The 21,643-nt window shown below is 73.4% G+C and carries 18 protein-coding genes and 4 pseudogenes; 19 read left to right on the forward strand and 3 right to left on the reverse strand.

All coding sequences use genetic code 11. The features are described from left to right. The first annotated feature begins 1,412 nt into the window (after positions 1-1,412). Positions 1,413-1,826: a DUF6069 family protein gene (locus ACZ43N_RS37875; RefSeq protein WP_468103776.1), complete on the forward strand. Its 414-nt coding sequence runs from the start codon at positions 1,413-1,415 to the stop codon at positions 1,824-1,826. A gap of 82 nt (positions 1,827-1,908) precedes the next feature. Here the strand turns inward: ACZ43N_RS37875 and ACZ43N_RS37880 are convergent. Both ACZ43N_RS37880 and ACZ43N_RS37885 read right to left on the reverse strand, forming a co-directional pair. Continuing rightward, positions 1,909-1,992: pseudogene (locus ACZ43N_RS37880) on the reverse strand (3-oxoacyl-ACP reductase); the annotation flags it as partial. Positions 1,993-2,228: 236 nt separating this feature from the next. After that, a complete protein-coding gene (locus ACZ43N_RS37885; protein WP_468103855.1) occupies positions 2,229-2,450 on the reverse strand; it encodes a DUF3560 domain-containing protein in 222 nt (73 codons plus the stop codon). A gap of 135 nt (positions 2,451-2,585) precedes the next feature. Here ACZ43N_RS37885 and ACZ43N_RS37890 point away from each other — a divergent pair. Further along, positions 2,586-3,118: pseudogene (locus tag ACZ43N_RS37890) on the forward strand (IS5 family transposase); the annotation flags it as partial. Here the strand turns inward: ACZ43N_RS37890 and ACZ43N_RS37895 are convergent. After that, a pseudogene (locus ACZ43N_RS37895) lies at positions 3,098-3,208 on the reverse strand (transposase); the annotation flags it as partial. The pseudogenes ACZ43N_RS37890 and ACZ43N_RS37895 sit on opposite strands and share 21 nt — an antisense overlap. 10 nt (positions 3,209-3,218) lie before the next feature. On the opposite strand from ACZ43N_RS37895, the pseudogene ACZ43N_RS37900 reads away from it, so the two are divergent. The 17 genes and pseudogenes from ACZ43N_RS37900 to ACZ43N_RS37980 form a co-directional block, all read left to right on the forward strand. Further along, positions 3,219-3,572 (forward strand): annotated as a pseudogene (locus ACZ43N_RS37900) (transposase); the annotation flags it as partial. A gap of 640 nt (positions 3,573-4,212) precedes the next feature. Beyond that, a complete protein-coding gene (locus tag ACZ43N_RS37905) occupies positions 4,213-5,130 on the forward strand; it encodes a LysR family transcriptional regulator (RefSeq protein WP_468103777.1) in 918 nt (305 codons plus the stop codon). 1,367 nt (positions 5,131-6,497) lie between these two features. Beyond that, entirely contained in the window at positions 6,498-6,695 is a 198-nt protein-coding gene (locus tag ACZ43N_RS37910; RefSeq protein WP_468103779.1) for a hypothetical protein, read from the forward strand. 103 nt (positions 6,696-6,798) lie between these two features. Continuing rightward, a complete protein-coding gene (locus ACZ43N_RS37915; protein ID WP_468103781.1) occupies positions 6,799-7,554 on the forward strand; it encodes a thioesterase domain-containing protein in 756 nt (251 codons plus the stop codon). A 158-nt stretch (positions 7,555-7,712) separates the two neighbouring features. After that, positions 7,713-8,468, forward strand: a complete 756-nt coding sequence (locus ACZ43N_RS37920) for an SDR family NAD(P)-dependent oxidoreductase (protein ID WP_468103783.1) — start codon at positions 7,713-7,715, stop codon at positions 8,466-8,468. Positions 8,469-8,474: 6 nt separating this feature from the next. Beyond that, the gene (locus ACZ43N_RS37925) at positions 8,475-9,833 is read left to right on the forward strand and encodes a glutamate-5-semialdehyde dehydrogenase (RefSeq protein WP_468103785.1); all 1,359 of its coding nucleotides are present in this window, start codon (positions 8,475-8,477) and stop codon (positions 9,831-9,833) included. A 43-nt stretch (positions 9,834-9,876) separates the two neighbouring features. After that, the gene (locus ACZ43N_RS37930) at positions 9,877-10,155 is read left to right on the forward strand and encodes an acyl carrier protein (protein WP_468103787.1); all 279 of its coding nucleotides are present in this window, start codon (positions 9,877-9,879) and stop codon (positions 10,153-10,155) included. Continuing rightward, positions 10,152-11,573: a TrpB-like pyridoxal phosphate-dependent enzyme gene (locus tag ACZ43N_RS37935; protein ID WP_468103789.1), complete on the forward strand. Its 1,422-nt coding sequence runs from the start codon at positions 10,152-10,154 to the stop codon at positions 11,571-11,573. Before ACZ43N_RS37930 ends, ACZ43N_RS37935 begins: the two co-directional genes overlap by 4 nt. After that, positions 11,570-12,859, forward strand: coding sequence for an acyl carrier protein (locus ACZ43N_RS37940; RefSeq protein WP_468103791.1), 1,290 nt, complete (start codon positions 11,570-11,572; stop codon positions 12,857-12,859). Before ACZ43N_RS37935 ends, ACZ43N_RS37940 begins: the two co-directional genes overlap by 4 nt. Continuing rightward, complete coding sequence (locus ACZ43N_RS37945) at positions 12,859-14,400, forward strand: class I adenylate-forming enzyme family protein (protein ID WP_468103793.1); 1,542 nt, start codon at positions 12,859-12,861, stop codon at positions 14,398-14,400. The genes ACZ43N_RS37940 and ACZ43N_RS37945 overlap by 1 nt, the downstream gene beginning before the upstream one ends. Continuing rightward, positions 14,384-15,793 carry a type III PLP-dependent enzyme domain-containing protein gene (locus ACZ43N_RS37950; protein ID WP_468103794.1) on the forward strand — a complete coding sequence of 470 codons (1,410 nt, stop codon included), beginning with the start codon at positions 14,384-14,386 and terminating at the stop codon, positions 15,791-15,793. Before ACZ43N_RS37945 ends, ACZ43N_RS37950 begins: the two co-directional genes overlap by 17 nt. Beyond that, the gene (locus tag ACZ43N_RS37955) at positions 15,793-16,047 is read left to right on the forward strand and encodes an acyl carrier protein (RefSeq protein WP_468103796.1); all 255 of its coding nucleotides are present in this window, start codon (positions 15,793-15,795) and stop codon (positions 16,045-16,047) included. Before ACZ43N_RS37950 ends, ACZ43N_RS37955 begins: the two co-directional genes overlap by 1 nt. After that, positions 16,044-17,270 carry an acyl-CoA dehydrogenase family protein gene (locus tag ACZ43N_RS37960; protein WP_468103798.1) on the forward strand — a complete coding sequence of 409 codons (1,227 nt, stop codon included), beginning with the start codon at positions 16,044-16,046 and terminating at the stop codon, positions 17,268-17,270. The genes ACZ43N_RS37955 and ACZ43N_RS37960 overlap by 4 nt, the downstream gene beginning before the upstream one ends. Next, a complete protein-coding gene (locus tag ACZ43N_RS37965; protein WP_468103800.1) occupies positions 17,263-18,408 on the forward strand; it encodes an acyl-CoA dehydrogenase family protein in 1,146 nt (381 codons plus the stop codon). Before ACZ43N_RS37960 ends, ACZ43N_RS37965 begins: the two co-directional genes overlap by 8 nt. Continuing rightward, positions 18,405-19,139 (forward strand): 4'-phosphopantetheinyl transferase family protein, encoded by a 735-nt coding sequence (locus ACZ43N_RS37970; RefSeq protein ID WP_468103801.1) that lies wholly within the window; start codon positions 18,405-18,407, stop codon positions 19,137-19,139. The genes ACZ43N_RS37965 and ACZ43N_RS37970 overlap by 4 nt, the downstream gene beginning before the upstream one ends. Then, positions 19,130-20,086: a hypothetical protein gene (locus ACZ43N_RS37975; protein ID WP_468103803.1), complete on the forward strand. Its 957-nt coding sequence runs from the start codon at positions 19,130-19,132 to the stop codon at positions 20,084-20,086. Before ACZ43N_RS37970 ends, ACZ43N_RS37975 begins: the two co-directional genes overlap by 10 nt. A 2-nt stretch (positions 20,087-20,088) precedes the next feature. Beyond that, on the forward strand, positions 20,089-21,636 hold the full coding sequence (locus ACZ43N_RS37980; protein WP_468103804.1) for an amino acid adenylation domain-containing protein: 1,548 nt from the start codon (positions 20,089-20,091) through the stop codon (positions 21,634-21,636). Positions 21,637-21,643 lie beyond the last annotated feature (7 nt).

The raw sequence follows: 21,643 nt of genomic DNA on the forward strand, positions 1-21,643 counted from the left end.
CTTCGAGGCTGCCCGCCGCCACTACTACGGCACCCCTGTCACCGAACCCCGCCCCCAGACGAGCCCGCCGCGCCGGCCAGCCGGTGGCTCACCCTGCCCGCACTGGACCGCCTCGTCTCCTACGACAGCCCCACCCCCTGCACCGCCCCGTGCGCGCCACCGCCGATCGCCTGGCGGCACCGCCCACCACCCGTGCCTCTCACCGCGCACACCGCCCAGCGAGTCGCCCACCGAGCACGCGCGACTTCAACGGCGCCTACCTCCTGCCTCTCTTCGGCGAGGTCGAGCAGGCCCGCACAGACGGCGCCTACCGGCAGCTGCCCGCCCCCGCCCCGGCCAGCAGCCTGGCCACCGACGACGCACCACTCGGCGCCTACGCGGCCGCTCACCTGATCCGCGCCTCCTACACCGCGGGCCTGGCCCATGCCGACGCGCTGCGCCGCCTGCCGGCGGCCGGCGAGGTCGACCCGACCAGCCCCTGGACCCTGCTGCGTGGCGCCCTGGAGAACTTCGCCACCGGCCTGTGGCTCCTGGACGGCGCCGGCCGGGGCGAACGACGGCGCCGCGCGCTGTCGCTGTGGGACGAGGACATGCGCAACCGCCACCAGCACGAACAGGACACCGGCCACCTCCCCACCGGCGGCGGCATGAGCGGAGCGCAGCGCCGGGCAGAGATCCGCGCCATCGCCGACCACCTCGCCCTGGCCCCGCTGACCGCACCCAGGACCCACCAGATCCTGCTCGTCGCCGCCCCCGTGGCAGGCCTCACCGCGGTCGAGGTGGACGCCGCCTGGCGCGGGCGGCCTCCGGGTTCGCGCACGGCCGCTACTGGCCCAACCTGCGCGCCTCCCAGCCCCGCGCCGCGATCCCGGGAGCCGACGGCGTCCACACCGTCGCTCTGGTCATCGACGAGGACCAGCACCGGCCCCTGGCCGAGTACTGCCGGATCATGCTGCGCCAGCTGCAGGAGCGCTACCACGCCCGGGCCCAGGCCCGATGAGCGTGGCCCGGGCAGGCGCCCGCGCCCGGTCGGCCCACGGACGTTTCATGTCGGCCGGTCGCACGCCTCATGTACGCAGTTGGTACGTGGTATGCACGCTCGGGGATTGCCCACGTCCTAGCCGTCGGCGGCCGTGCCCAGCGCGTACTCGTTCTTGCTGAAGTCGTCGGGGCCCCACACCTTCACGCCCTCGGCCTTCGCCTGCTCGACGAGGGCCTCCCAGTAGCCGTGCTAGGTAGCTACGGGGCTGGCCCCTGGTGCTGTCAACAGATTTGTCCGGATGTCCCGACAGGCCCCGACGGGAGGAAGAATTGTCCGTTGGTGTTGAACTTTCAAGCACCTTCGGGGAGGCTTTGGTTTGAAGTTGAAACATCCCCTCGGAACTCTTCCGTCCCCCCTCCCTGGAGTTGCCTTGTCCGTTACCTCTGAGGCCGTCGCCGCCCGCCGCGGCCCGCTCGTCGTGGCCGGAGGTGTGCTTGCCGCCATCGTCGTGGCCTCGCTGGCAGACGCGGTGCTTGCCCTCCTCGCCCTGGCCGTGGGCGCGCCCGACGACTTCCAGCCGCTGATGCCGGGCTCGTACATCTTCCTGACAACGGTCGGGGTGGTGGCCGGGGCCATCGGCTGGGCCATCATCCGCAAGGTGTCGAAGGACCCAGAAGCACTGATCCGATGGCTGGTGCCGACCGTCGTCGCGATCTCCTTCGTGCCCGACTTCCTGCTCTTCGGTGACGGCGGAGTGGCCGGTGTCGTGGCGCTGCTGCTGATGCACGTCGTGGTCGCGGTGGTCGCGGTGTTCGCCTACCGCAAGGTGATGCCCCTGTCGTAGCGCACTGTCGTAGCGCACGCGCAAGGCGTCGGGCGGGCAGGGACCATGTTCCCCGCCCGACGCGTCCGCGACTTGCCGCTGTTCAGGCGCCCTCACGCAGGGCGTCCGAGATCGACTTGGTGCCGCCGTGTGCGGTGAGGCCGCCGTCGACGGGGATCTCGGCGCCATCTCGTCGCACAGGTCGAAGTGGTCGGCGTCCAGCCGCGCCAGGTTGTCGGCGAGCGTCTCCGGGTCGATCGCCGCCGCGCTCGACCCGGCGGCCTCGATGGCGGCCCGGACGGTCGCCTCCTGCTGCCGTTCGATGACCCGCCGGTCCGCGTTCAGTCGCTCCAGGCGCCGAAGCGTCACCTGGGGGTTCCTGCGGTGCTCTTCGAAGTGCGCGGCGGCGATGGCCCGCCGCTCCTAGTGGTGGGCCGCCTTCTGGTCCTCGACGGCCTGTCCGAACAGGCGGTGGGCTCGCTCCAGGTCCCGCATGTGCCGCCCGGCCGAGTAGTGGTCGGTCTTCACCGGCTCGCCCGCGTACCCGCGCGTGATCTCGCGCCCGCGCTCCCACTTCGCATCGGAGGAGGCCTGTGCCGCGTCCGCCTTCGTCCCGAACCGCACGGCGCGGTCGGCCGCGCGCACGTAGCGGTCAGCCTCGGCCTCGGCGAAGCTGCGCCGCCGGGTCTCGTCGATCTCGACGGTGACCGTGTGGCCCGCCGCGCGCAGAAGAAGTCCTAACGAAATGATCTTCGAGGTGGTTGGATCACTCCGGGACCGATGATCCGGGGGTGCGAGGTGGCGCGGCCGAAGCCGTGGGAAGTCGACGACGAGCTGTGGGCGGTGATCGAGCCGCTGCTGCCCAAGGTCGAGCGACGGACCCGCCACCCAGGACGCAAGCGGCATCCGGACCGGCTGGTGTTCCAGGGCGTCCTGTTCGTCCTGCACACCGGGATCTCCTGGGAACACCTGCCGCAGGAGCTCGGTTTCGGGTCGGGCATGACCTGCTGGCGCCGCCTGGCCGGGTGGACCGAGGCTGGCGTGTGGCCCCGGCTGCACGAGGTCCTCCTCGCCAAGCTCCGCAGCGCGAATGCCCTGGACTTCTCCCGCGCGGCGGTCGATGGCTCCCACATCCGGGCGTTAAAGGGGGAGCCAAGACCGGACGAAGCCCTGTCGACCGGGGCAGAACCGGCAGCAAACATCATCTGATCACCGATGCCACCGGCATTCCGCTCGCCGCCACCCTGACCGGCGGCAATCGCAACGACGTCACCCAGCTGATCCCTCTACCCGTAGACGGTCTGGTGGGGCGGGAAGTCGTGGGGCAGGTAGCGCCAGGGGATGCCGGTGCGGTCGACGTAGAGGATGGCGTTGATCAGGGCGCGCAGGTCGTGGGTGGGTTTGCGGATGCCGTTGCGGGACTCCGCCGCCGGCACCCAACTCCTGACTCAAGTCCGCGAGCGTCACCCCACCATCACCAAAGCCTGGGCCGACAACGGCTACAAGACCAAAGCCGTCGAACACGCCGCCGAGATCGGCATCGACCTCGAAATCGTCCAGCGCGATCCCACCGTCCGCGGCTTTCGCGTCCAGCCCCGCCGCTGGGTCATCGAACGCACCCTCGGCCGGCTCATGCACCACCGCCGCCTGGCCCGCGACTACGAAACCCACCCGCACCGATCAGCCGCCATGATTCAGCTCGCCGCCATCAACCTCATGACCCGCCGCCTCACTCATGAAGCCACCATCAACTGGCGCGACAGCTGAACCAAATGAAACGGACAAGCGAGAACCAAACGCTCACTTACTCGGCACTCGCGAGCCGGTTGGGTTCGGTCGTTCTGTCTGGGACATGAGCAGCGCGACACTGCGGCTGGCTTTCCGAACTGACGCAGGGTTGTGTGGTCGGCGGTCTTGGGGTGGGTGTTCGTGGGTGGGTTCGGGTGGGGTGTGGTGGCTGGTTCGGGGTGGTGTTGTGGGTGGGGGTGTGGGGGTGGGGCTGCGGGTTTGGCGGGCCTCGGATGGCTTGCCACCCTAGAAAAACATAGCGAGCGTTCTGTATGCTTCTTGGGGTCGGTGGGGCCGGGTAGGTGACGGGTCCGCCGGTTGGCGCCTTCGCCGGTAACGGTCCGCCGGCTCGGCACGGTTCGGTTCGGTTGGCCCCACCCCGGTCTCGACGAGGATTGAGGTTCGCCATGATGCGGCTGCGAATAAGTCCCTGTATGCCCGGCGGGCGCGAGAGTGCCGCCTGCGGTCCGCGCGGCGCTCATGCCGCTCACCCTGCCCCTGCCGCTCACCCTGCCCCTGCCCCTGCCCCTGCTGCTCGGGCTGTTGGGGTTGTTGGGGTGGTAGTGGGTGTTCGGGGTGTCGTGTTCGGGGGTTCTGCGGTGTCGTGGCGGGCCGAGGGATGAACATCAAGCATCTCAGTGCCTTCCTGACGGTCGCCGAGTCCCGCAGCTTCACGCAGGCGGCCCGTGTTCTGGGGTTGGCTCAGCCGACGGTCACCGCCCGCATCAAGTCGCTGGAGCAGATGCTCGAGACGCCGTTGTTGGACCGTGGGGCCGGGGGTGCCCGGCTGACCCCGGCCGGCCGTCGGCTGCATCGTTACGCGCTGCGTATCGTTCAGCTCAGCGAACTTGCGCAGGAGTCGGTGTCCGCCCCGGTCGACGTCGCGCCCGCCCTGGTGATGGGTGCCGCCGAGTGCATTACCGCCTATCGTCTCCTCCCGTTCATCGAGTACCTGCATCTCAGGCACCGGACGCTGGATCTGTCGCTGCGCACCCTGGACGGCGACGCTGTTTCGCTGGTGCGCGGCGAACAGGTCGACTGTGCGTTCTTCATCGGCACCCGCATCGCCGCCGATGACGTCAGTCATCTGGTGCTGCGTCCCGAGCGGTTGAGCCTGGTGGCGCATCCCGCTCACCCGCTGGCCGGTGCGCGGGTCCGCTCGGTTGCCGACCTCGCCCGCCATACGCTGGTGTGCGCCCACCGCGAGAGCAGCTACCAGCGCGGTTTCGAGGCCGAGCTGGCCGCGGCCGGCGCAGCCCCGGTCGATGTGCTGGGTCTGGGTTCCGTGGACGCCGTCAAGCGCAGTGTCTGCGAGGGGGTGGGCATGGCGTTGCTGCCCGCCGTCACCGTTGCGGCCGAACTGCGGCGCGGGCAACTGCGGCGCATCGGCTGGCAGCCCACCTTCGAGGTGTTCTCCCAGTGTGTATGGCGTCGCAGCCTCGACGACGACAGCGTCTTTCGTACGGTGCTCGACGCGGCCCGCCAGGTCCTGGCCGAACAGGACGCCGACGACTTCCTGGTGCAGTCGGCCGCCTGAGTGCAGCCGGGTGCCGCACCGCCACACGAGCCGTCCGCCGCCGCAGGGCTTTGCGCGCACCGGAATCTCCCCTGAGCGCTCAGGGGAAGGCGGCGGGGGGACTTGAAGCTGATGGGTGAGCCCCGGTTCGGCACGGTGAAGACACCGGCGGCAGGTGCAGCGCCTGCGGCGCGGCCCGTCCTCGCCCTGTCCTGCGGCGGGGCCGCGGCGCCGAGGGTGTCTCAAAGGGTCCCCTGCTGCGGGCGCGGGCGCGGGCGGCAGGCCGTGGCAAAGCGGCACGCTCCTTGAGCGCTCCGGGTGTCGGCGCTCTGGCCGGCGTGCTCGCCGTCACCCACCTGGGTGAGCCGGCTCTTCGTCTCGCCGCCGGGTGCTGTGCACCGGTTCGGTCGGCGCCTTGTGATGACGGCCCTCCCGCTGAGGCGCTCACCGCCGCGCCCCTTCACGGTGTGAGGCGGGGGCTGCCGTGCCCCTTCAGGGTGTGAGGCGGGGGTCGCCGTGCCCCTTCAGGGTGTGAGGCGATCACCGCCGCGCCCCTTCACGGTGTGAGGCGGGGGCTGCCGTGCCCCTTCAGGGTGTGAGGCGGGGGCTGCCGTGCCCCTTCACAGTGGGGGGCTGCCGTGCCCCTTTCATGGTGGGGGGAGGGGCTGCCCTGTGGGTGGTGGTTTTCTGCATCCGGCCGGTGCGCGGTGCCCGACGCTTCGCTCGGCCGCTGCGCCGCCGGCAGCCCTTCGGGTGGCGCCGCCGTTGTCGCGTCTTGTGGCTGCCGGTCGTTGCCGGCGTGCTGACCCGCCCCGGCCGGGGGCCGTCCTTGACCTGCTTGCGTCCTTGACCTGCTTGCGTCCTTGACCTGCTTGCGTCCTTGACCTGCTTACGCCCTCGATCTGCTTGCGTCCTTGACGTGCTTGCGTCCTTGACGTGCTTGTGCCCTTGACGTGTTTGCGTCCTTCCCGTTCCACCGCCGCACCGTGTACCCGGGAAAGGAAAGCGACGGCAGCGCGAAAAATTCGGTGGTGTCGTCGGGTGGTGCAAAAAATGAGGGGAGGCCGGGATGCCGACCTCCCCTCCTTTTGGCTTGTATTTCTTTATCGGGTTGCTCTATGGGGCCATAGAAGAAATCGATCGGCGCTTTTCGGGTAACCGGAAGCCGGTCGTGCCGGCCGCGGGCATGTCGGCCGTTCGTGTCCCCGTACCGGTGTCCTCATCAGGTCTGTCAATAGGTGTGGGAATTGCCGGTTGACTGTTCTTCGGTCATTCCTGAAGGATCTGTCACGCGTCATCAAGAGCGACCCGTTTCACGAGGAGTCAGAGTAATGAGCCGTACGGGCGGAACGACCAGTGCGACAATAGATGCAGTTATCCGGCGGTATGTGCGTGTGCCTTTCGAGGACTGTTTCGGGCTCGCCGAGGCCGGACTGGATTCCCTTTCCGTGCTGCGGATCGCCAGCGAACTCGTCCCGGATCCGGACCAGGAGATCAACCCGGCGGGGCTGGCCGAGGTCCGCACGGTCGCGGACCTGCGCCGGTGGCTGCACTTTCTGCTGGTGCCGGCGGTGAGCCTGCGCTGACCGGCGTCCGTGTACCGCCGTCCGTGTACCGCCGTCCGCTGCCGCGGCAGGCTCCCGGCTCTGCGGACCGCCGCCCCGACCGCCCACCCACCGAAGGCGTCTGATGGACGACATCCCCGCTCCCGGCAAGCGCCGCCCCCGATCCGACGCCCGCCTGCTGGTCCCGCTCGCCCGGCGGCCCGGCCCTCTTCACAGCGTCCTCATCCACCCGGCGGGCGGCGGTCTCGCCCAGTACCTCGGTGTCGGCGGCCGGCTCGCCCGCCACGGCAGTGTCCACGGCATCCGCGCCGACGGACTGCTGGCCGGCGAGCGGCCCGACGACAGCGTCCTTGAGATGACCGACCGCTACCTTCCTCTGCTCGCCCGCCGCGCGCACCGGCCTCACCTGCTCGTGGGCTGGTCCCTCGGCGGAGTGATCGCCTGGGAGCTCGCAGCCAGGCTCGCCGCCGACGGGCCCGCGCCCGCCGTCGTCCTCATCGACAGCTTCGCCGAGCCGCCCGCTGCCGGCGACGGCCTGCGCGAGGCCTTGAGCGCTGCCCTCGACCGCTGCCTGGACGCCCTTGGCGGCCAGGACGCCGCCCGCGTCCGCGCCACGGCCCGCGCCCACCTTCACGCCGCCGCACACCACCGCACGCGGGCCACCCACCCCGCCCCCGCCCTCCTGCTCGCCTGCGCCGGCCCCCGCCGCCGGGAACAGAGCCGCCACTGGCAGCGCCTGGCCGGCGGCCCGCTGACCGTACGGGACTTGCCCTGCGGGCACTTCGACGTCTTCGACGCCCCTCAACTGCCGCACCTGCTCGCCCACCTGGACGACTTCCTGGCCCGTGGGACCTTCTCGGCGCAAAAGAGCACACCATGACCACACCGGCCCCTGGCCCTGCCGCACCCCACGTGCCCCCCGCACCGTCCCCGGCGTCCGCGCCGGTGGCGCCTTGCGCTCGTCCCGCAGCCCTCGCGCCCCCCGTGCCCTTCGCGCCCCCCGTGCCCTTCGCACACCCCGTGCCCTTAGCACCGCCCGTGCCCTTGGCACCGCCCGCGCCCGGCGCGCCGCTGGCCGTCGTCACCGGCGGCACCCGCGGTATCGGCCTGGCCCTGTCCCGGCGCCTGGTCCGCCTCGGCTACCGCACGGTCGCCCTCTACCGCCACGACGCCCAGGCCGCACACCGGGCCGCCACCGCCCACCACCTGGACGTCATCCGCGCCGACGTGGCCGATGCGAACGCGTTGCGCACCGCCGCCCACCGCATCCTCACCGAACACGGCACTCCCCGTGTCCTGGTCAACAACGCCGGCATCAACATCGACCGCCCCTTCCTGGAGCTGTCCGTGTCCGACTGGCAGCGCGTGCTGGACACCAATCTGTCCGCACCCTTCCACCTCACCCAGGCCCTGGCCCCCGCCATGCTCGCCGCCGGCACCGCAACGGTCGTCAACATCGGCGCCACCACCGGCATCCGCCCCCGCGTCAACGGCGCCAACTACGGCGCCGCCAAAGCCGGCCTGCTGCACCTGACCAAATGCCTGGCCCTGGAACTGGCCCCCGCCATCCGGGTCAACTGCATCATCCCCGGCATGACCGAGACCGACGAACTCACCACCCGTTACCGGCTCGACGACCCCCAGCACCGCGCCGCGGTGCTGTCCGAGATCCCGCAACGACGCATCGCTTGCACCGACGACATCGCCGACGCCCTCGAATACCTCGTGGGCCCGCTCAGCAGCTACGTCACCGGCCAGAAGCTGATCGTCGACGGCGGCCAGTTCATGTGGTAGGAGATCATGACCGACGCCCTGTGCACCCGTGCCCGCGCCGCAGTGGCCGACGCCCCGCCCACCGGCGACCCCGCCTACGAACGCTACTGCCGCGAACTCTCACGCGCCCTGAGCGAACACTGGCCGGCCGTCCTGGACGCCAACACCATCGACCTCGACCACGCCCGTGCCCGCGGACTGCCTCCCACCCTCCTCGACCGGCTGCGGCTGACCGGCGCCCACCTCGACCAGCTGCGCCACCTCACCGACACCGTCAGCAGCGAACTGCGCGCCGTCACCGCCACCGGACCCGCCGTGCCCGTGGCCGGCTGGGGAAGCCGACGGCGCGCCCCCCGGCCCCTGGGCGTGGTCCTCATGGTCTACGAGGCCCGCCCCACCGTCACCGTCGAGGGCGCCCTGCTGCCGGTGGCTGTCGGCAACGCCGTCGTGATGCGCGGCGGCAAGGAGATCGCCCGCACCAACGCCGCCCTGGCCGCGGCCGCCCACCAGGCCCTGCGCGCCGCCCGCCTGCCCACCGCTCTGGTCACCGTCCTCGACGATCCCGACCGCGCCACCCTGCGGGCCCTGCTCAAGCGGCCCGACGCCATCGACGTGCTCATCCCGCGCGGCAGCCCCTCCCTCATCGAGCACTGCCGCAACACCTCCACCATCCCGGTCATCGCCAGCGGCGGCGGCGTCAACCACCTCTACGTCCACCGCAGCGCCGACCTCGACCTGGCCGCCGAAGCCGCCCTGGACAGCAAGCTCCCCGAACCCACCGCCTGCAACACCGCCGAACTCGTCCTCGTCGACGCCGACACCGCACCCCGCTTCGTCACCGCACTGCTGCACGCCGCCGAACGCGGCCGCCGCCCGCTCACCGTACGGCTCGACCCCCGCATCCCACCCCCCGCCACCGGCCCCGCCCAGCCCGGCGCCGCCCAGCCCTGGCGCATCGCCGAACTCAAGGAGCACGACCTCGGCCGCGAGTTCCTCGATGCCACCATCGGCGTGTACCCGGTGGCCGGACTCGACGAGGCCCTCACCCACATCCGCCGGCACGGCTCCGGCCACACCGAGGGCATCTGGGGCACCGACACCGCCGTCACCCGCGAGTTCACCCGCCGCGTCGATGCCGCCGCCGTCATCGTCAACGGCTCCCTGCGCCTGCACGACGGCCCCACCCTCGGCCTGGGCAGCGAAATCTCCATCAGCACCGGCCGACTGCACGCCCGCGGCCCCGTCACCCTGGGCTGCCTGATCACCCACAGCTGGATCGTCGAAGCCCACAACACCCTGCGCAGCTCCCTGCCCACCCCCACGCCACCACTGCCCCAACCGGTATCCGCCGCGCCCGGCGCACCCGCCGCCCCGCACCACCACTGACATCTCCCGAACCCCGGCCCGACCTCGACCCCCCGGAGGAACCATGATCACCGGACTGGACCGCACCGCGGTCACCGAGTCCGTCAAGCGCGTGGTCATCGCCGAGTCCCGGCTGCCCCTGCAGCCCGCCGACATCGACGACCACGAGCCGCTCAACGGAGAACTCCTGCGCGTGAACTCCCTGGGCTTCGTGGGCATCCTGGTACGCCTGGAAGACGAACTCGGCATCACCCTGGGCGACGACCTGTTCCTCGGACGCCGCTTCCACACCGTCCACGACCTGACCGAGACCGTCCTGCACGGGGCGGAGCCCGCCCGGTGAGCACCGCGAACGCCCCCGCCCGCTGGCGCAGCGTCCTGCCCCACCTGGACCGGCCCCTGCCCCCCGACCGCACCCCCCGCCCGGCGGCCGCCACCGGCATCCAGGTCAGCCTCCCCCTGGAACTCGTACGCCAGAGCGTGCAGACCAAGGAGTACTGGGACATCCCCGCCGAAGTCGCCGACGCCTACCGGGCCTTCCGCCCCACCCCGCTGTGGCGCGCCCGCGCCTTCGAACGCGCCGTCGACGCCCGCGTGCCCATCTACGTCAAGTACGAGGGCGGCAACATCTCCGGCAGCCACAAACTCAACACCGCCCTCGCACAGGCCTACTACTACGCCCGGGCCGGGGTACGCGAACTGGTCACCGGCACCGGCGCCGGACAGTGGGGCACCGCCCTGGCCGCGGCCTGCGCCCTGTTCGGCATGAAGTGCACCGTCTTCATGGTCGGCACCAGCCTGCACCACAAACCCCACCGCGGCACCCTGATGCGCACCCTGGGCGCCCGGGTCCACGCCAGCCCCAGCAACCTCACCGGCATCGCCCGCCAGAGCACCACCGGCGTCAACAGCCTCTCCCTGGCCATCGGCGAGGCCGTCGAATACGCCGCCCGGACCGACGGTGCGGCGTTTTGCATCGGCAGCGGAGAGACCTACAGCATCCTGCACCAGTCCGTGATCGGCCTGGAGGCCGCCGACCAGCTCACCGCCCTGGACGCACGCATTGACACCGTCGTGGGCTGCGTCGGCGCCGGCTCCAACTTCGGCGGCATCGCCCTGCCCTTCTTCGCCGCCGCCACCGCCGCCGGCACCCGCCCGCCGCACCTGGTCGCCGCCGAGTCCGCCACCACCCCCAAACTCACCCGGGGCACCTACGCCTACGACCGCACCGACGCCACCGGCACCGGCCCGATGGAAGCCATGTACACCATCGGCAGCTCCTACCCGATCCCCGACGCGCACGCCGCCGGACTGCGTTTCCACGGCGCCGCCAAGGTGCTCTCCGCGATGCGCCACCGCCACCAGATCACCGCCACCGCCGTCGGCCAGGTCCAGGCGCTCCAGGCCGGCCACCTGTTCACCCGCGGGGAAATGGTGCTGCCCGCCCCCGAGTCCGGCCACGCCCTGGCCGCCGCCGCCCGCCTGGCAGGCGCCGGCACCGACACCGCCCACGGCACGCTGCGCGCCCGGCGGGGCGTCCTGGTGTGCGTCAGCGGCCACGGCTACCTCGACCTGAGCGCCTACCAGCAGCTCATGGACGGCGAACTGACCGACGACAGCCCCGACCCCCAGGCGCTGCGGGCGGCCGTGCACGGCCTGGACCGCATCCACCCGCCCACCGGGCCCGCAGCCGCCCCCCTGCCGAGCCACACGCCCGCCACCGCACCACAAGAGGCGACAGCCGCCGGGAGACGGCCATGACCACCACCACATCCGCCGCCGCCCCCGCCGCCCCCGCCGCCCCCGCCGGGCCGGGCACCGTGGACTGCCCGCTGTTCGACTGCCTCCAGGTCAACCTGGCCGTCCTGGCCGACCGCTGGCACGGCCCCGGCACCCACCTCCACCTGGGCGCCGTCCTGCACTTCGACCCCGCCCCCGGCCCCGGCGGCCTGCCCACCGTGCAGCGCCCCGCACCACGCCACCTCGCCGACACCGCCCGCGCCCTGCACCTGAGCGTCACCGAACAGCACACCACCACACCCGGCCGGCCCCCCGAGCCCGCCCCGGGCCGCTACGTCGTCGCCGACGCCCACCACCTGCCCTGGGTGCCCTACTTCCGCCGCCGCCACACGGACCACAGCTTCCTCCTCGAACCGGGCGATGCCGGCACCGCCGTCGTCACCGACGGCTACCACAACGAAACCCCCTGGGGCGCCGCCCGCCCCACCAGCCTCCCGCTCAGCCGCACCGAAGTCGCCGCCGCCCTGCCCCGGGCGGCCCTGGTTCTCACCCTCGCCCCCGCCGACCCGCCCCCCACCCCCCCGGCCCCCCGCCTGCACCTGGCCACCCCCCAACGCAACCAGGACTACGCCAGGGCCTACGCCGAACACCCCGACCGGCCCACCGCCCTGGACCAGCTCACCGTGGAGACCTGGCTGCTGGCCCGCTCCCGCCGCCTGCACGCCCGCTTCCTGGCCTCCCGCGGCCTGCTCACCGACCCCCAGGCGGTCACCGCGCACCTCACCGCCTGGCAGGCACTGGCCGAAAGCGCCTACGTCGCCCACCGGCGCGTCCAGCGCGGCCGCCCCGAACCCCGCGAGCTGTTCGAACGCCTGGCCCGCCAACTCCACCACGACCACGACATCTTCGCCCCCACCGCCACCCACACACCCGCCCCGGCGCCCAGCGCACCCGCCCACGCCGGCGGTACCACCGCCCCTGCTGCCCCGGCCCCCCTGCCCATACCGCCGCCCGCCGCGCTGCGCGCCCGGGTCGCAGCCACCGCCGGCGCCGTACTGCGCACCGACCCTGCCCCACTCCTGGACGGCCTGCCGCTGGCGGACGTCCCCGGCTTCACCTCCCTGCGGATGGTGGAGATCGTCGAACGCCTGGAGCGCGAGCTGTCGGTGGAGTTCCCCGCCGACGACCTCGTCCCGGAGAACCTGCACCACCTCGACGGCATCTGCCGCATCGTGCTGCGCGCCCTGCCCGCCCCCGCCGCGCCGCAGCCCTGCCACCGCCCAGCCGCCCGCCTCGGAGAGAACTGATGCCCGCACCCGCCGCGCTGCTGCACGACCTGCTCGACCAGGCCGCCGCCCACTGGCCCCAACGACCCGCCGTCACCAGCGGCCGCCACACCCTCACCTACCACCGCCTGGACACCGCCTCCCGCCGCCTGGCCGCCTGGCTGCACGCCCGGCAACTGCGCCGCGGCGACCGCCTCGTGGTGTGCGCACCCCCCTCACACGCCCAGCCCGCACTCGTCTACGCCGCCTCCCGGGCCGGGGTGGCCTTCTGCCTGCTGCACGAACAGGTCCGCGGCAGCCGCCTCGAACACGTCCTTAACGACAGCGAGCCCGCCCTGCTGGTCACCGACGACCCCGACGCGCAAGCGGCCGCGCAGCACCGCGGCATACCCACCGCCACCACCCAGGACATCACCACCCTCATCGACACCACCACCCAGCCCACCGCGCCCGCCCTCGCACCCGACGGCCGCGCCCCACAGCCGCCGCCCCCCCTCAGCGTCGACCCGGTCTGCCTGATCTACACATCCGGCACCACCTCGCTGCCCAAGGCCGTCGTCACCACCCACCAGCAGCTGATGTTCTGCGTCGACGCCATCCACACCGTCCTGGACTACCGCCCCCACGACGTCGTCTACAGCCCCCTGCCGCTGTCCTTCGACTACGGCCTGTACCAGCTGTTTCTCGCCGCCCGCGCCGGCGCCCACACGGTCCTCGGCCGGCCCTGCGAGACCGGACCGGCCCTGCTCGGCAGCCTCAAGCGCGCCGACGCCACCGTGCTGGCCGCGGTCCCCTCCGTCGCCGACACCCTGGCCCGGCTGCTGCGCCGCACCCCCGCGCACCCCCCGCCGCTGCGGCTGCTGACCAACACCGGCGCGGCGATGCCCGCCGCCACCCTGCACACGCTGCGCTCGGCACTGCCCGCACTGCGGGTGCAGCTGATGTTCGGCCTGACCGAATGCAAACGCGCCACCGTCATGCCGCCCGACGGCGACCTGCAACGGCCCGGCTCCAGCGGCCGCGCCCTGCCCGGCACCGAGGTGTTCGTCGTGGACGGCCAGGGCCGGCGCAGACCTCCGGGCGCCACCGGCGAGATCGTCGTGCGCGGCCCCCACGTCATGGCCGGCTACTGGCGCCGCCCCGACCTGACCGCGCAACGCTTCGTCCGCGCGGAGGGCCTGCTGCCGCAACTGCACACCGGCGACTACGGCTGGGTCGACGATGAGGGATTCCTCTACTTCGACGGCCGCCGCGACGACATCTACAAGGAGAACGGCTTCCGCGTCAGCACCACCGAGGTCGAGGCCGCCGCCCGCCAGGTGGCCGGCGTGGACGCCGCCGCCGTACTGCCGCCCGCAGCCGGCGCCCCCGCCACGCTGTTCACCGTCGGCGCCGCACAGCCCGCCGAGGTCCTGCACGGCATGCGCGAGCACATCGAGGAGTTCAAGATCCCGCGCCGCTGCCAGGTGCTCGACGCACTGCCGCTGACCGGCAACGGCAAGATCGACCGCACGGCGCTGGCCGCCCGCACCCAGGAGGCCACCGGTGCCCGCACCCCCTGACCTCGCCGGCCCTGGCACCCCCGCCCGCCGGCTGCTCCCGCCCGGCCTCCTCTCCCGCCTGCCCACCCCCGCCTACGTCTACGACCTCGCCGAGGTCCGCCGCAACCACCACGCACTGCGCACCGCGCTGCCCGAACGCACCGGCCTCTACTACTCCCTCAAGGCCAACGCCCACCCCCGCATCCTGACCGAACTGCGCACCCAGGGCGCCCTGCCCGAGGTGTGCTCCACCGGCGAACTCGACGCCGCCCTCGCCGCGGGCTGGCCCGCCGCGGACATCCTCTACACCGGCCCCGGCAAACGCGACGAGGAGATCACCCGCGCCCTGCACGCGGGCGTGCGGCTGTTCTCCGTGGACTCCCCGCACGCCATCGAGCAGATGGACCGCCTTGCCGCCGGGGCCGGCGCGCGCGCCCGGTGCCTGCTGCGCGTCAACGACGACCAGCCCGTCCCCGGCCAGGGCCTGGCGATGACCGGAGTCGCCTCACAGTTCGGCGCCGACACCACCTGGGTGCGCCAGGAACCCCACCGCTTCGCCGGCCGCCCCCACGCCGAAGTCATCGGCCTGCACCTGTACATGGGCACCAACCTCACCGACGTCGACGCCCTGACCGGCCAGTTCGCCCGCTCCCTGCGCACCGCCCGCACCCTGACCCGGGCCCTGGCCCCGCACGGCGTACGCATCCGGACACTGGACCTCGGAGGCGGCTTCGGCGCCCCCTTCGCCACCCAGGGCACCCGCGTCGACCTGTCCGGCCTGCGGCCCGCCCTGACCGCGCTGCTCGACCGCGAACTGCCCCGCCGCCACGACGACGGCACCGAGGTCGTCTTCGAATCGGGCCGGTACCTGCTCGGCACCGCCGGCGTGCTCCTGACCGCCGTCCTGGACGTCAAACGCTCCCACGGCAAGGACGTCGTCGTCCTGGAGTCCGGCATCAACCACCTCGGCGGCATGTCCGGACTGCGCCGGCTGCCCACCCTCGACCCCCTCCTGATCCCCACCGCCGCCCCCGACCCCTGCGCCGCCCCCGACCCCTGCGCCGCCCCCGACCCCTGCGCCGCCCCCGACCCCTGCGCCGCCCTCGACCCCTGCGCCGCCCCCGGGCGCCCGCTGACCGCCCTGGTCACCGGCCCCCTGTGCACCCCGCTGGACACCTGGGCGCGCGCCGCGCACCTGCCCGCGCTGCGCCCCGGCGACATCCTCGCCGTGCCCAACGTCGGCGCCTACGGCCTCACCGCGAGCCTGATCGCCTTCCTCGGCCACCCGCCGCCCGCGGAAGCCGTCATCGACGGCGACCACCCCGCCCGCCCCCCCGACATCACCCGCATCACCTTGACACGCACCCCCACCACCGCCGCGGCACCGCCCGCCACCCACCCCGGAGGCCAGTGATGGACACCCGTTTCACCCAACTGCTCACCCCGTTTTTGAAGTTCCTCGGCGAGACACCCCTGACCGCCGACACACCCTTGCGTGAACTCGGCCTGGACTCGATGCAGGCCATCGAACTGCTCTTCGCCCTGGAGGACGCCTTCGGCGTCATCCTGCCCGACGACGACATGAACGACGCCACCTTCGCCACCGCAGGCAGCCTGTGGAGCGTGCTGCACGCCGCCCTCGACACCCAGCAGGTGCAGGCCGCATGAGCGCCCCCCTCCTCACCGGATCCCGCACCACCCCGCCCGCCCCGTGCACCGCGCCGGCCCCGCCGGACGCAGCGGATCTGGCCCGCCGCACCGGCGAGGTCGCCGCCGTCGCCGCCCGCCACCTGGCCCGCACCGACCGCGAGGCCCTCTTCCCCGTCGAGGCGCTGACGGCGATGCGCCGCACCGGCCTGCTGGGCCTGCTCGTCCCGGCCAGCCACGGCGGCCTCGGCGGCACCGTCGACGACATGATCAGCGCGAGCATCACCCTGGGCCGCACCGACACCTCCGTCGCGATGATCTTCGCGATGCACTGCCAGCAGGTCGCCGCCCTGGTCCGCCACGCCGATGACCGGCTGCGCGAGGAGGTGCTGCCCGACATCGCCGCCGGCCGCACCTACCTCGCCTCGGTCACCACCGACACCGGCACGGGCGGCCACCTGCTCACGTCCCACTCCGCCCTGACCACCATCGACGACAACCGACTGCGCCTGGACCGCTTCGCCCCCATCGTCACCGGCGGCCTGCACGCCGACGGCTTCCTGATCACCATGCGCAGCCCCGCCCCCGCCTCCCCGCACCAGGTGTCCCTCGTCTACGCCCACCGCGACCAGCTCACCGCCGAACCCTCCGGCCACTGGCAGCCGCTGGGCATGCGGGCCAGCCACAGCATCGCCCTGCACCTGACCGGCACCGTCCCCGCCCACCACGTCGTCGGCGGCCACGGCGGTTTCCGCACCGTCGCCACCCAGGTGTTCGCGCCGACGGCTCACCTGGGCTGGTCCGCCTGCTGGCTGGGCACTGCCGCCGGCGCCCTCTCCCGCGTCCTGACCCTGCTGCGCGACCCCGCCCACCGCACCCGCGTCGACCTCGGCTCCGAACTGCTCCTGACCCGCCTGGCCCGCGCCCGCCAGCGCATCGACACCGTCCACGCCCTGCTCGAACGCACCCGCCGCGCCTGCGCCGGCGCAGGCGACCTCAGCGTCCCGCGCATCCAGCTCCTCCTCAACGCCCTGAAGATCACCGCTGCCGAGGAATGCCACCGCGCCGTCGAAGACCTCATCGACGCCGTCGGCATGCGCCACGGTTACCTCAAGGACTCACCCACCCGCCTCGAACACGCCCTGCGCGACCTGCGCGCAGCCGCCCTGAACTACAGCAACGACCGCCTCCGCCTCGCCGACGGCACACTCACCCTCCTCGACCCGCAGGTGCGCCTTGACTGACCACCTCACCGCCCCCGCCCGCCCCGGCTCCGGCACTCGGCGAGCCGCCGACGCCCTGGACGCCGCACCCCCACACGCCGACACCCGCCAGGTGTGGCGGCTGCTCGGCGCCGCCGGCGTCCTGCACGACCTCTACGACCCCACCGAGGCCGGCCACCTCACCCCCCGCCCCGACCGCCTCGCCGACCTGATCGGCGCCGTCGACGCCCGCGGCGACAACGGCATCACCCTCAGCGTCCTCGTCCAGGCCGCCGGCGCCCTGCCGCTGCTCGCCGCCGGCGCACCGGCCACCGGCCCTGTCCGGCAGGCGGTGCAGCGCATCCGCAGCGGAACCCAGACACTCGCCCTCGCCGCCACCGACGGCGCCGCCACCGGCTCGGACCTGACCGGCCTGGCCACCGAGGTGACCATCGGCCCCGACACCCTGCTGCTGACCGGCACCAAACGCTGGATCGCCACCGCCCGCACCGCCGACTGGCTCCTGGTCCTGGCCCGGCACCGCCCCGGACGCCATTTCACCAGCTTCACCTGGGTCCTGGTGCCCGCCACCGCCCCCGGCGTGCGCATCCACCCGGCCGAGACCGACCTGCTCACCGGCGCCGCCACCGCACACATCGACCTCGACCACGTCCGCCTGCCCGCCGACCACCTCGTGGGCCGCCCCGGACGCGGCATGGCCGCCTTCGCCCGGCACATCGCCACTGAACGCCTCGCCGGAGCCCTGTGGGCCGTGGCCCTGACCGGCAGAGTCCTCGCCGACACCCACCGCCGCCTGACCCGCACCACCACCCCCTCCACCGCACCCAACTGGCAGCACCAGGCCGCACGCCAGCGCTACGCCGCCTGCCTGGTCCAGGTCCGCCAGCTGCACGCCCTGTGCACGAGCCTGGGCGAACGCGTCACCCACCACCAGGACCTCACCGCGGCCGCCCTGTTGAAATCCGCGGCCGCGGCCGTCGCCGACCCGGTCCTGACCGCCTGCGCCCACCTGCAGGGCGCAGACGGCTTCGCCCGCGGCGGAGCCCAGCACATCCGCAGCGAAGCCGCCGTGCTCGGCATCGGCGGCGGCACCACCGAACTGCTGCTGGAAACCGTCGCCGACCACGCCGACACCATCCTCGCGGAGCTGCGCCCATGACCGGACTGCTGATGACCCAGCTCACCACCGGCGTCTGGGTGGCCCGCGGCGAACGCGACCAGTGGCTGCGCGCCGACGCCCACCCCCACGACCGGGCCGCCGCGACCGCCCTGCCCCGCCGGCGCGCCGAGGAGTTCCTCGCCAGCCGCGCACTGCTGCGCCACCTGCTGCGCGCCACCCTGCCCGACCAGGCCGGCAGCCCCATCCACGCGGGCGCCCACGGACGGCCCGTCCTGGCCGACCACCCGCACACAGGTATCAGCATCTCCCACGACGGCGACACCGTCGCCGTCGCCGCCGCCGTCGGCCGCCAGGTGGGCGTCGATGTCCAGCAGCCCCCCGACCACACCCCCGACCCCCTGCTGCGCCGCATCCTGGGCACCCACGCCCCCCAGGTCCGCGCCCTGCCCGAACCACACCGCTCGACCGAACTCGCCTGGGTGTGGACCGCACAGGAAGCCTGCGTCAAAGCTGCCGGAACCGGCCTGTCCGGCCGGCCCTGGACCATCGACATCCCACCCCGCCGCCACCGCGGCCGCTGGAACGACTACCGCTGGATCAGCCTGCGCGACCACTCCCGCACCCCCCTCAGCTGCTCCTACACCGCCCTGCCCGACCCCGGCCACCACCTTGCACAGCACCTGCCCCAGCCCCGCACCGGCAGCCACCCAGGCGACCGGCCCCCACCCCTCCCACCCGACGCCGGCCCCCGGGAGGACCCATGCACCTGACCGACGCGCCCACCACCATGCCGGACCTGAGCTGCTACACGACCAATCTCCTGGCCTACCTCACCCCCCACGTCCCCGACGTCCGCCGCCGCCTTGCCCACGCCGTGCGCCTGGCGGTGCGCACCGACCTGCCGCCCGGCGAGCTGGCCTTCTCCCACCACACCCGCATCGACACCACCGGCGACGGCCGCCGCCTCGCCTACCACGCGGCCCCCGACTGGCCCACCGCCCGCCGCGCCCTGCTCGCCCTGCTCCACCGCGACCGGCGCGTCCTGGCCGTCGCCAACACCCGCCATCTGCCCTGGGCCCCCGCCCACCAGCAGGCCGACGCCCCGCACTGGCTGCTGATCCGCGACCACCGCGAGGGCCGCTGGCTGCTCGCCGACCACTTCAGCGCCCTCACCCCCCACGGCGAACAGCAGCCCTACCTCGGCTGGGCCGACGACACCCGCCTGGCCGCCCTCATGACCCCCTGGCCCCACCCGAGCCGGGAGGCCGCCCGCCGCGACGCTCTCGCCCTCGGCGAGACCGTCCCCCTCCCTCCCACCGCCCACTACCGCTGGCTCGCCCCCACCACCCCCGCTCCCGCCCCGGACGCCGGCGCGCCCGGCCCCGGCACCTGGACCCTCGCCCTGGAACCCTCCCTGACCCACGTCGCCGCCGTCCTGCGCGAGGACCCCACCGCCCTGGCCCGCCACGCCGACGACCTGTGGGCGGCGGCCCGCCACCACACCTACCGCCTCACCCACGCCCTGGCCGACGCCGCCCTGGACCCCGAACGGGCCGCCGCCGCGACCGTCGCCTGGGACGCACTGCCCCGGACGCTGCGCTTCGCCGCCCGCTCCGCCGCCCACGGCCGACCCCGCCCCGGCCTCGTCGACCGCGCCATCGACCACCTCCTGACCGCCCACCACGCGCTGCGTGCAGACCTCCTGGAAAAGGACTGACCATGCCCAGCACCCTGTACGAGTGGTTCGCCGCCGCCGCCCACCGCCACGGCGACGAGACAGCCCTGGAGACAGGGGAGGACCACCTCACCTACCGCCAGCTGCGCGACCTCGCCGACCGGCTGGCCGGCCAGGTGCTCGCCGCCCACGGCACGGTGCCGCGCCGCATCGGCCTGCTGGCCGGGCGCACCGTCCTGGGCTACGCCGGCTACCTGGCCGCGCAGCGCCTGGGCAGCACCGTCGTCCCCCTCCACCCGTCCTTCCCCGTGGCCCGCACCGCCGCCACCGCCGCCGCCGCCCGCCTCGACATCATCCTCACCGACACCGACACCGACACCGACACCGGCCCCGGCCCCGCGGTCCGCCTGCCCGCCCCCGTCCTGCCCCTGGACCGGCACGCCGCCCGCCCCGCCCGCCCGCTGCCCGCCTCGGCCGCCGGCCCCGACACCACCGCCTACATCCTGTTCACCTCCGGCTCGACCGGCACCCCCAAGGGCGTGCCCATCAGCCACCGCAACCTCAGCGCCTACCTCGAACACGTCGTGCCCCGCTACGCGATGAGCCCGGGCAGCCGCGTCTCGCAGACCTTCGACCTCACCTTCGACCTGTCGGTCTTCGACCTGTTCGCCACCTGGAGCAGCGGCGCCACCCTGGTCGTGCCCGGCCGCGACGACCTGATGGCCCCCGCCCGCTTCGTCGCGGGCAGGAAACTGACCCACTGGTTCTCCGTGCCCTCCGTCGTCTCCGTCGCCCGCCGGCTGCGCAGCCTCACCCCGGGCGCCATGCCCACCTTGCGCTTCAGCCTGTTCTGCGGCGAACCCCTCACCCTGCAGCAGGCCCGCGCCTGGCAGGCCGCCGCCCCCCACAGCACCGTCGAGAACCTCTACGGCCCCACCGAGGCGACCATCAGCTGCACCCGCTACCGCCTGCCCGCCGACCCTGCGGCCTGGCCGAACACCGCCAACGGCACCGTCCCCATCGGCACCCCCCACCCGGGCACGGAGCACCTGGTCCTCGACCCGCAGGGCCACCCCGCCGACGACGGCGAACTGTGCGTACGCGGCCCCCAGCGCTTCGACGGCTACCTCGATGCCGCCGACAACGCCGGCCGCTTCCTCACCCACGACGGCACCCGCGCCCGCCCCTTCGACGCTCCCGGCCCCGTCACCGACGACCTGTGGTACCGCACCGGCGACCGTGTCACCCGCCAGGACGGCCACCTCGTCCACCTCGGCCGCCTCGACCACCAGGTCAAGGTGCGCGGCTACCGGGTGGAACTCGGCGAGATCGAGGCCGCCCTGCGCACCCGGCCCGGCGTGCGCGACGCCCTCGCACTGGCCCTGCCCGGCCCGGACGGCACCCACGACCTCGAAGCGGTGTGCACGGGAGAACACCTCGACGCCGTCACCCTGCTGGCCGAACTGCGCCGCCGGCTGCCTGCCTACATGGTGCCGCGCGGCCTGAGCATCTACGACGACCTGCCGCGCAACGCCAACGGGAAAGTCGACCGCACCGCCGTGACCGACCGCCTCACGGCCCAGTACGCCTGATCAGGGA

The sequence above is a fragment of the Streptomyces sp. NPDC030814 genome, from assembly GCF_055572155.1.

What these genes read in the sequence shown, in the direction of transcription:
- ACZ43N_RS37905 (WP_468103777.1), top strand. Translation starts at nt 4,213, where the DNA reads ATGAACATCAAGCATCTCAGTGCCTTCCTGACGGTCGCCGAGTCCCGC.
- ACZ43N_RS37915 (WP_468103781.1), top strand. Translation starts at nt 6,799, where the DNA reads ATGGACGACATCCCCGCTCCCGGCAAGCGCCGCCCCCGATCCGACGCC.
- ACZ43N_RS37925 (WP_468103785.1), top strand. Translation starts at nt 8,475, where the DNA reads ATGACCGACGCCCTGTGCACCCGTGCCCGCGCCGCAGTGGCCGACGCC.
- ACZ43N_RS37930 (WP_468103787.1), top strand. Translation starts at nt 9,877, where the DNA reads ATGATCACCGGACTGGACCGCACCGCGGTCACCGAGTCCGTCAAGCGC.
- ACZ43N_RS37940 (WP_468103791.1), top strand. Translation starts at nt 11,570, where the DNA reads ATGACCACCACCACATCCGCCGCCGCCCCCGCCGCCCCCGCCGCCCCC.
- ACZ43N_RS37945 (WP_468103793.1), top strand. Translation starts at nt 12,859, where the DNA reads ATGCCCGCACCCGCCGCGCTGCTGCACGACCTGCTCGACCAGGCCGCC.
- ACZ43N_RS37955 (WP_468103796.1), top strand. Translation starts at nt 15,793, where the DNA reads ATGGACACCCGTTTCACCCAACTGCTCACCCCGTTTTTGAAGTTCCTC.
- ACZ43N_RS37960 (WP_468103798.1), top strand. Translation starts at nt 16,044, where the DNA reads ATGAGCGCCCCCCTCCTCACCGGATCCCGCACCACCCCGCCCGCCCCG.
- ACZ43N_RS37970 (WP_468103801.1), top strand. Translation starts at nt 18,405, where the DNA reads ATGACCGGACTGCTGATGACCCAGCTCACCACCGGCGTCTGGGTGGCC.
- ACZ43N_RS37975 (WP_468103803.1), top strand. Translation starts at nt 19,130, where the DNA reads ATGCACCTGACCGACGCGCCCACCACCATGCCGGACCTGAGCTGCTAC.
- ACZ43N_RS37980 (WP_468103804.1), top strand. Translation starts at nt 20,089, where the DNA reads ATGCCCAGCACCCTGTACGAGTGGTTCGCCGCCGCCGCCCACCGCCAC.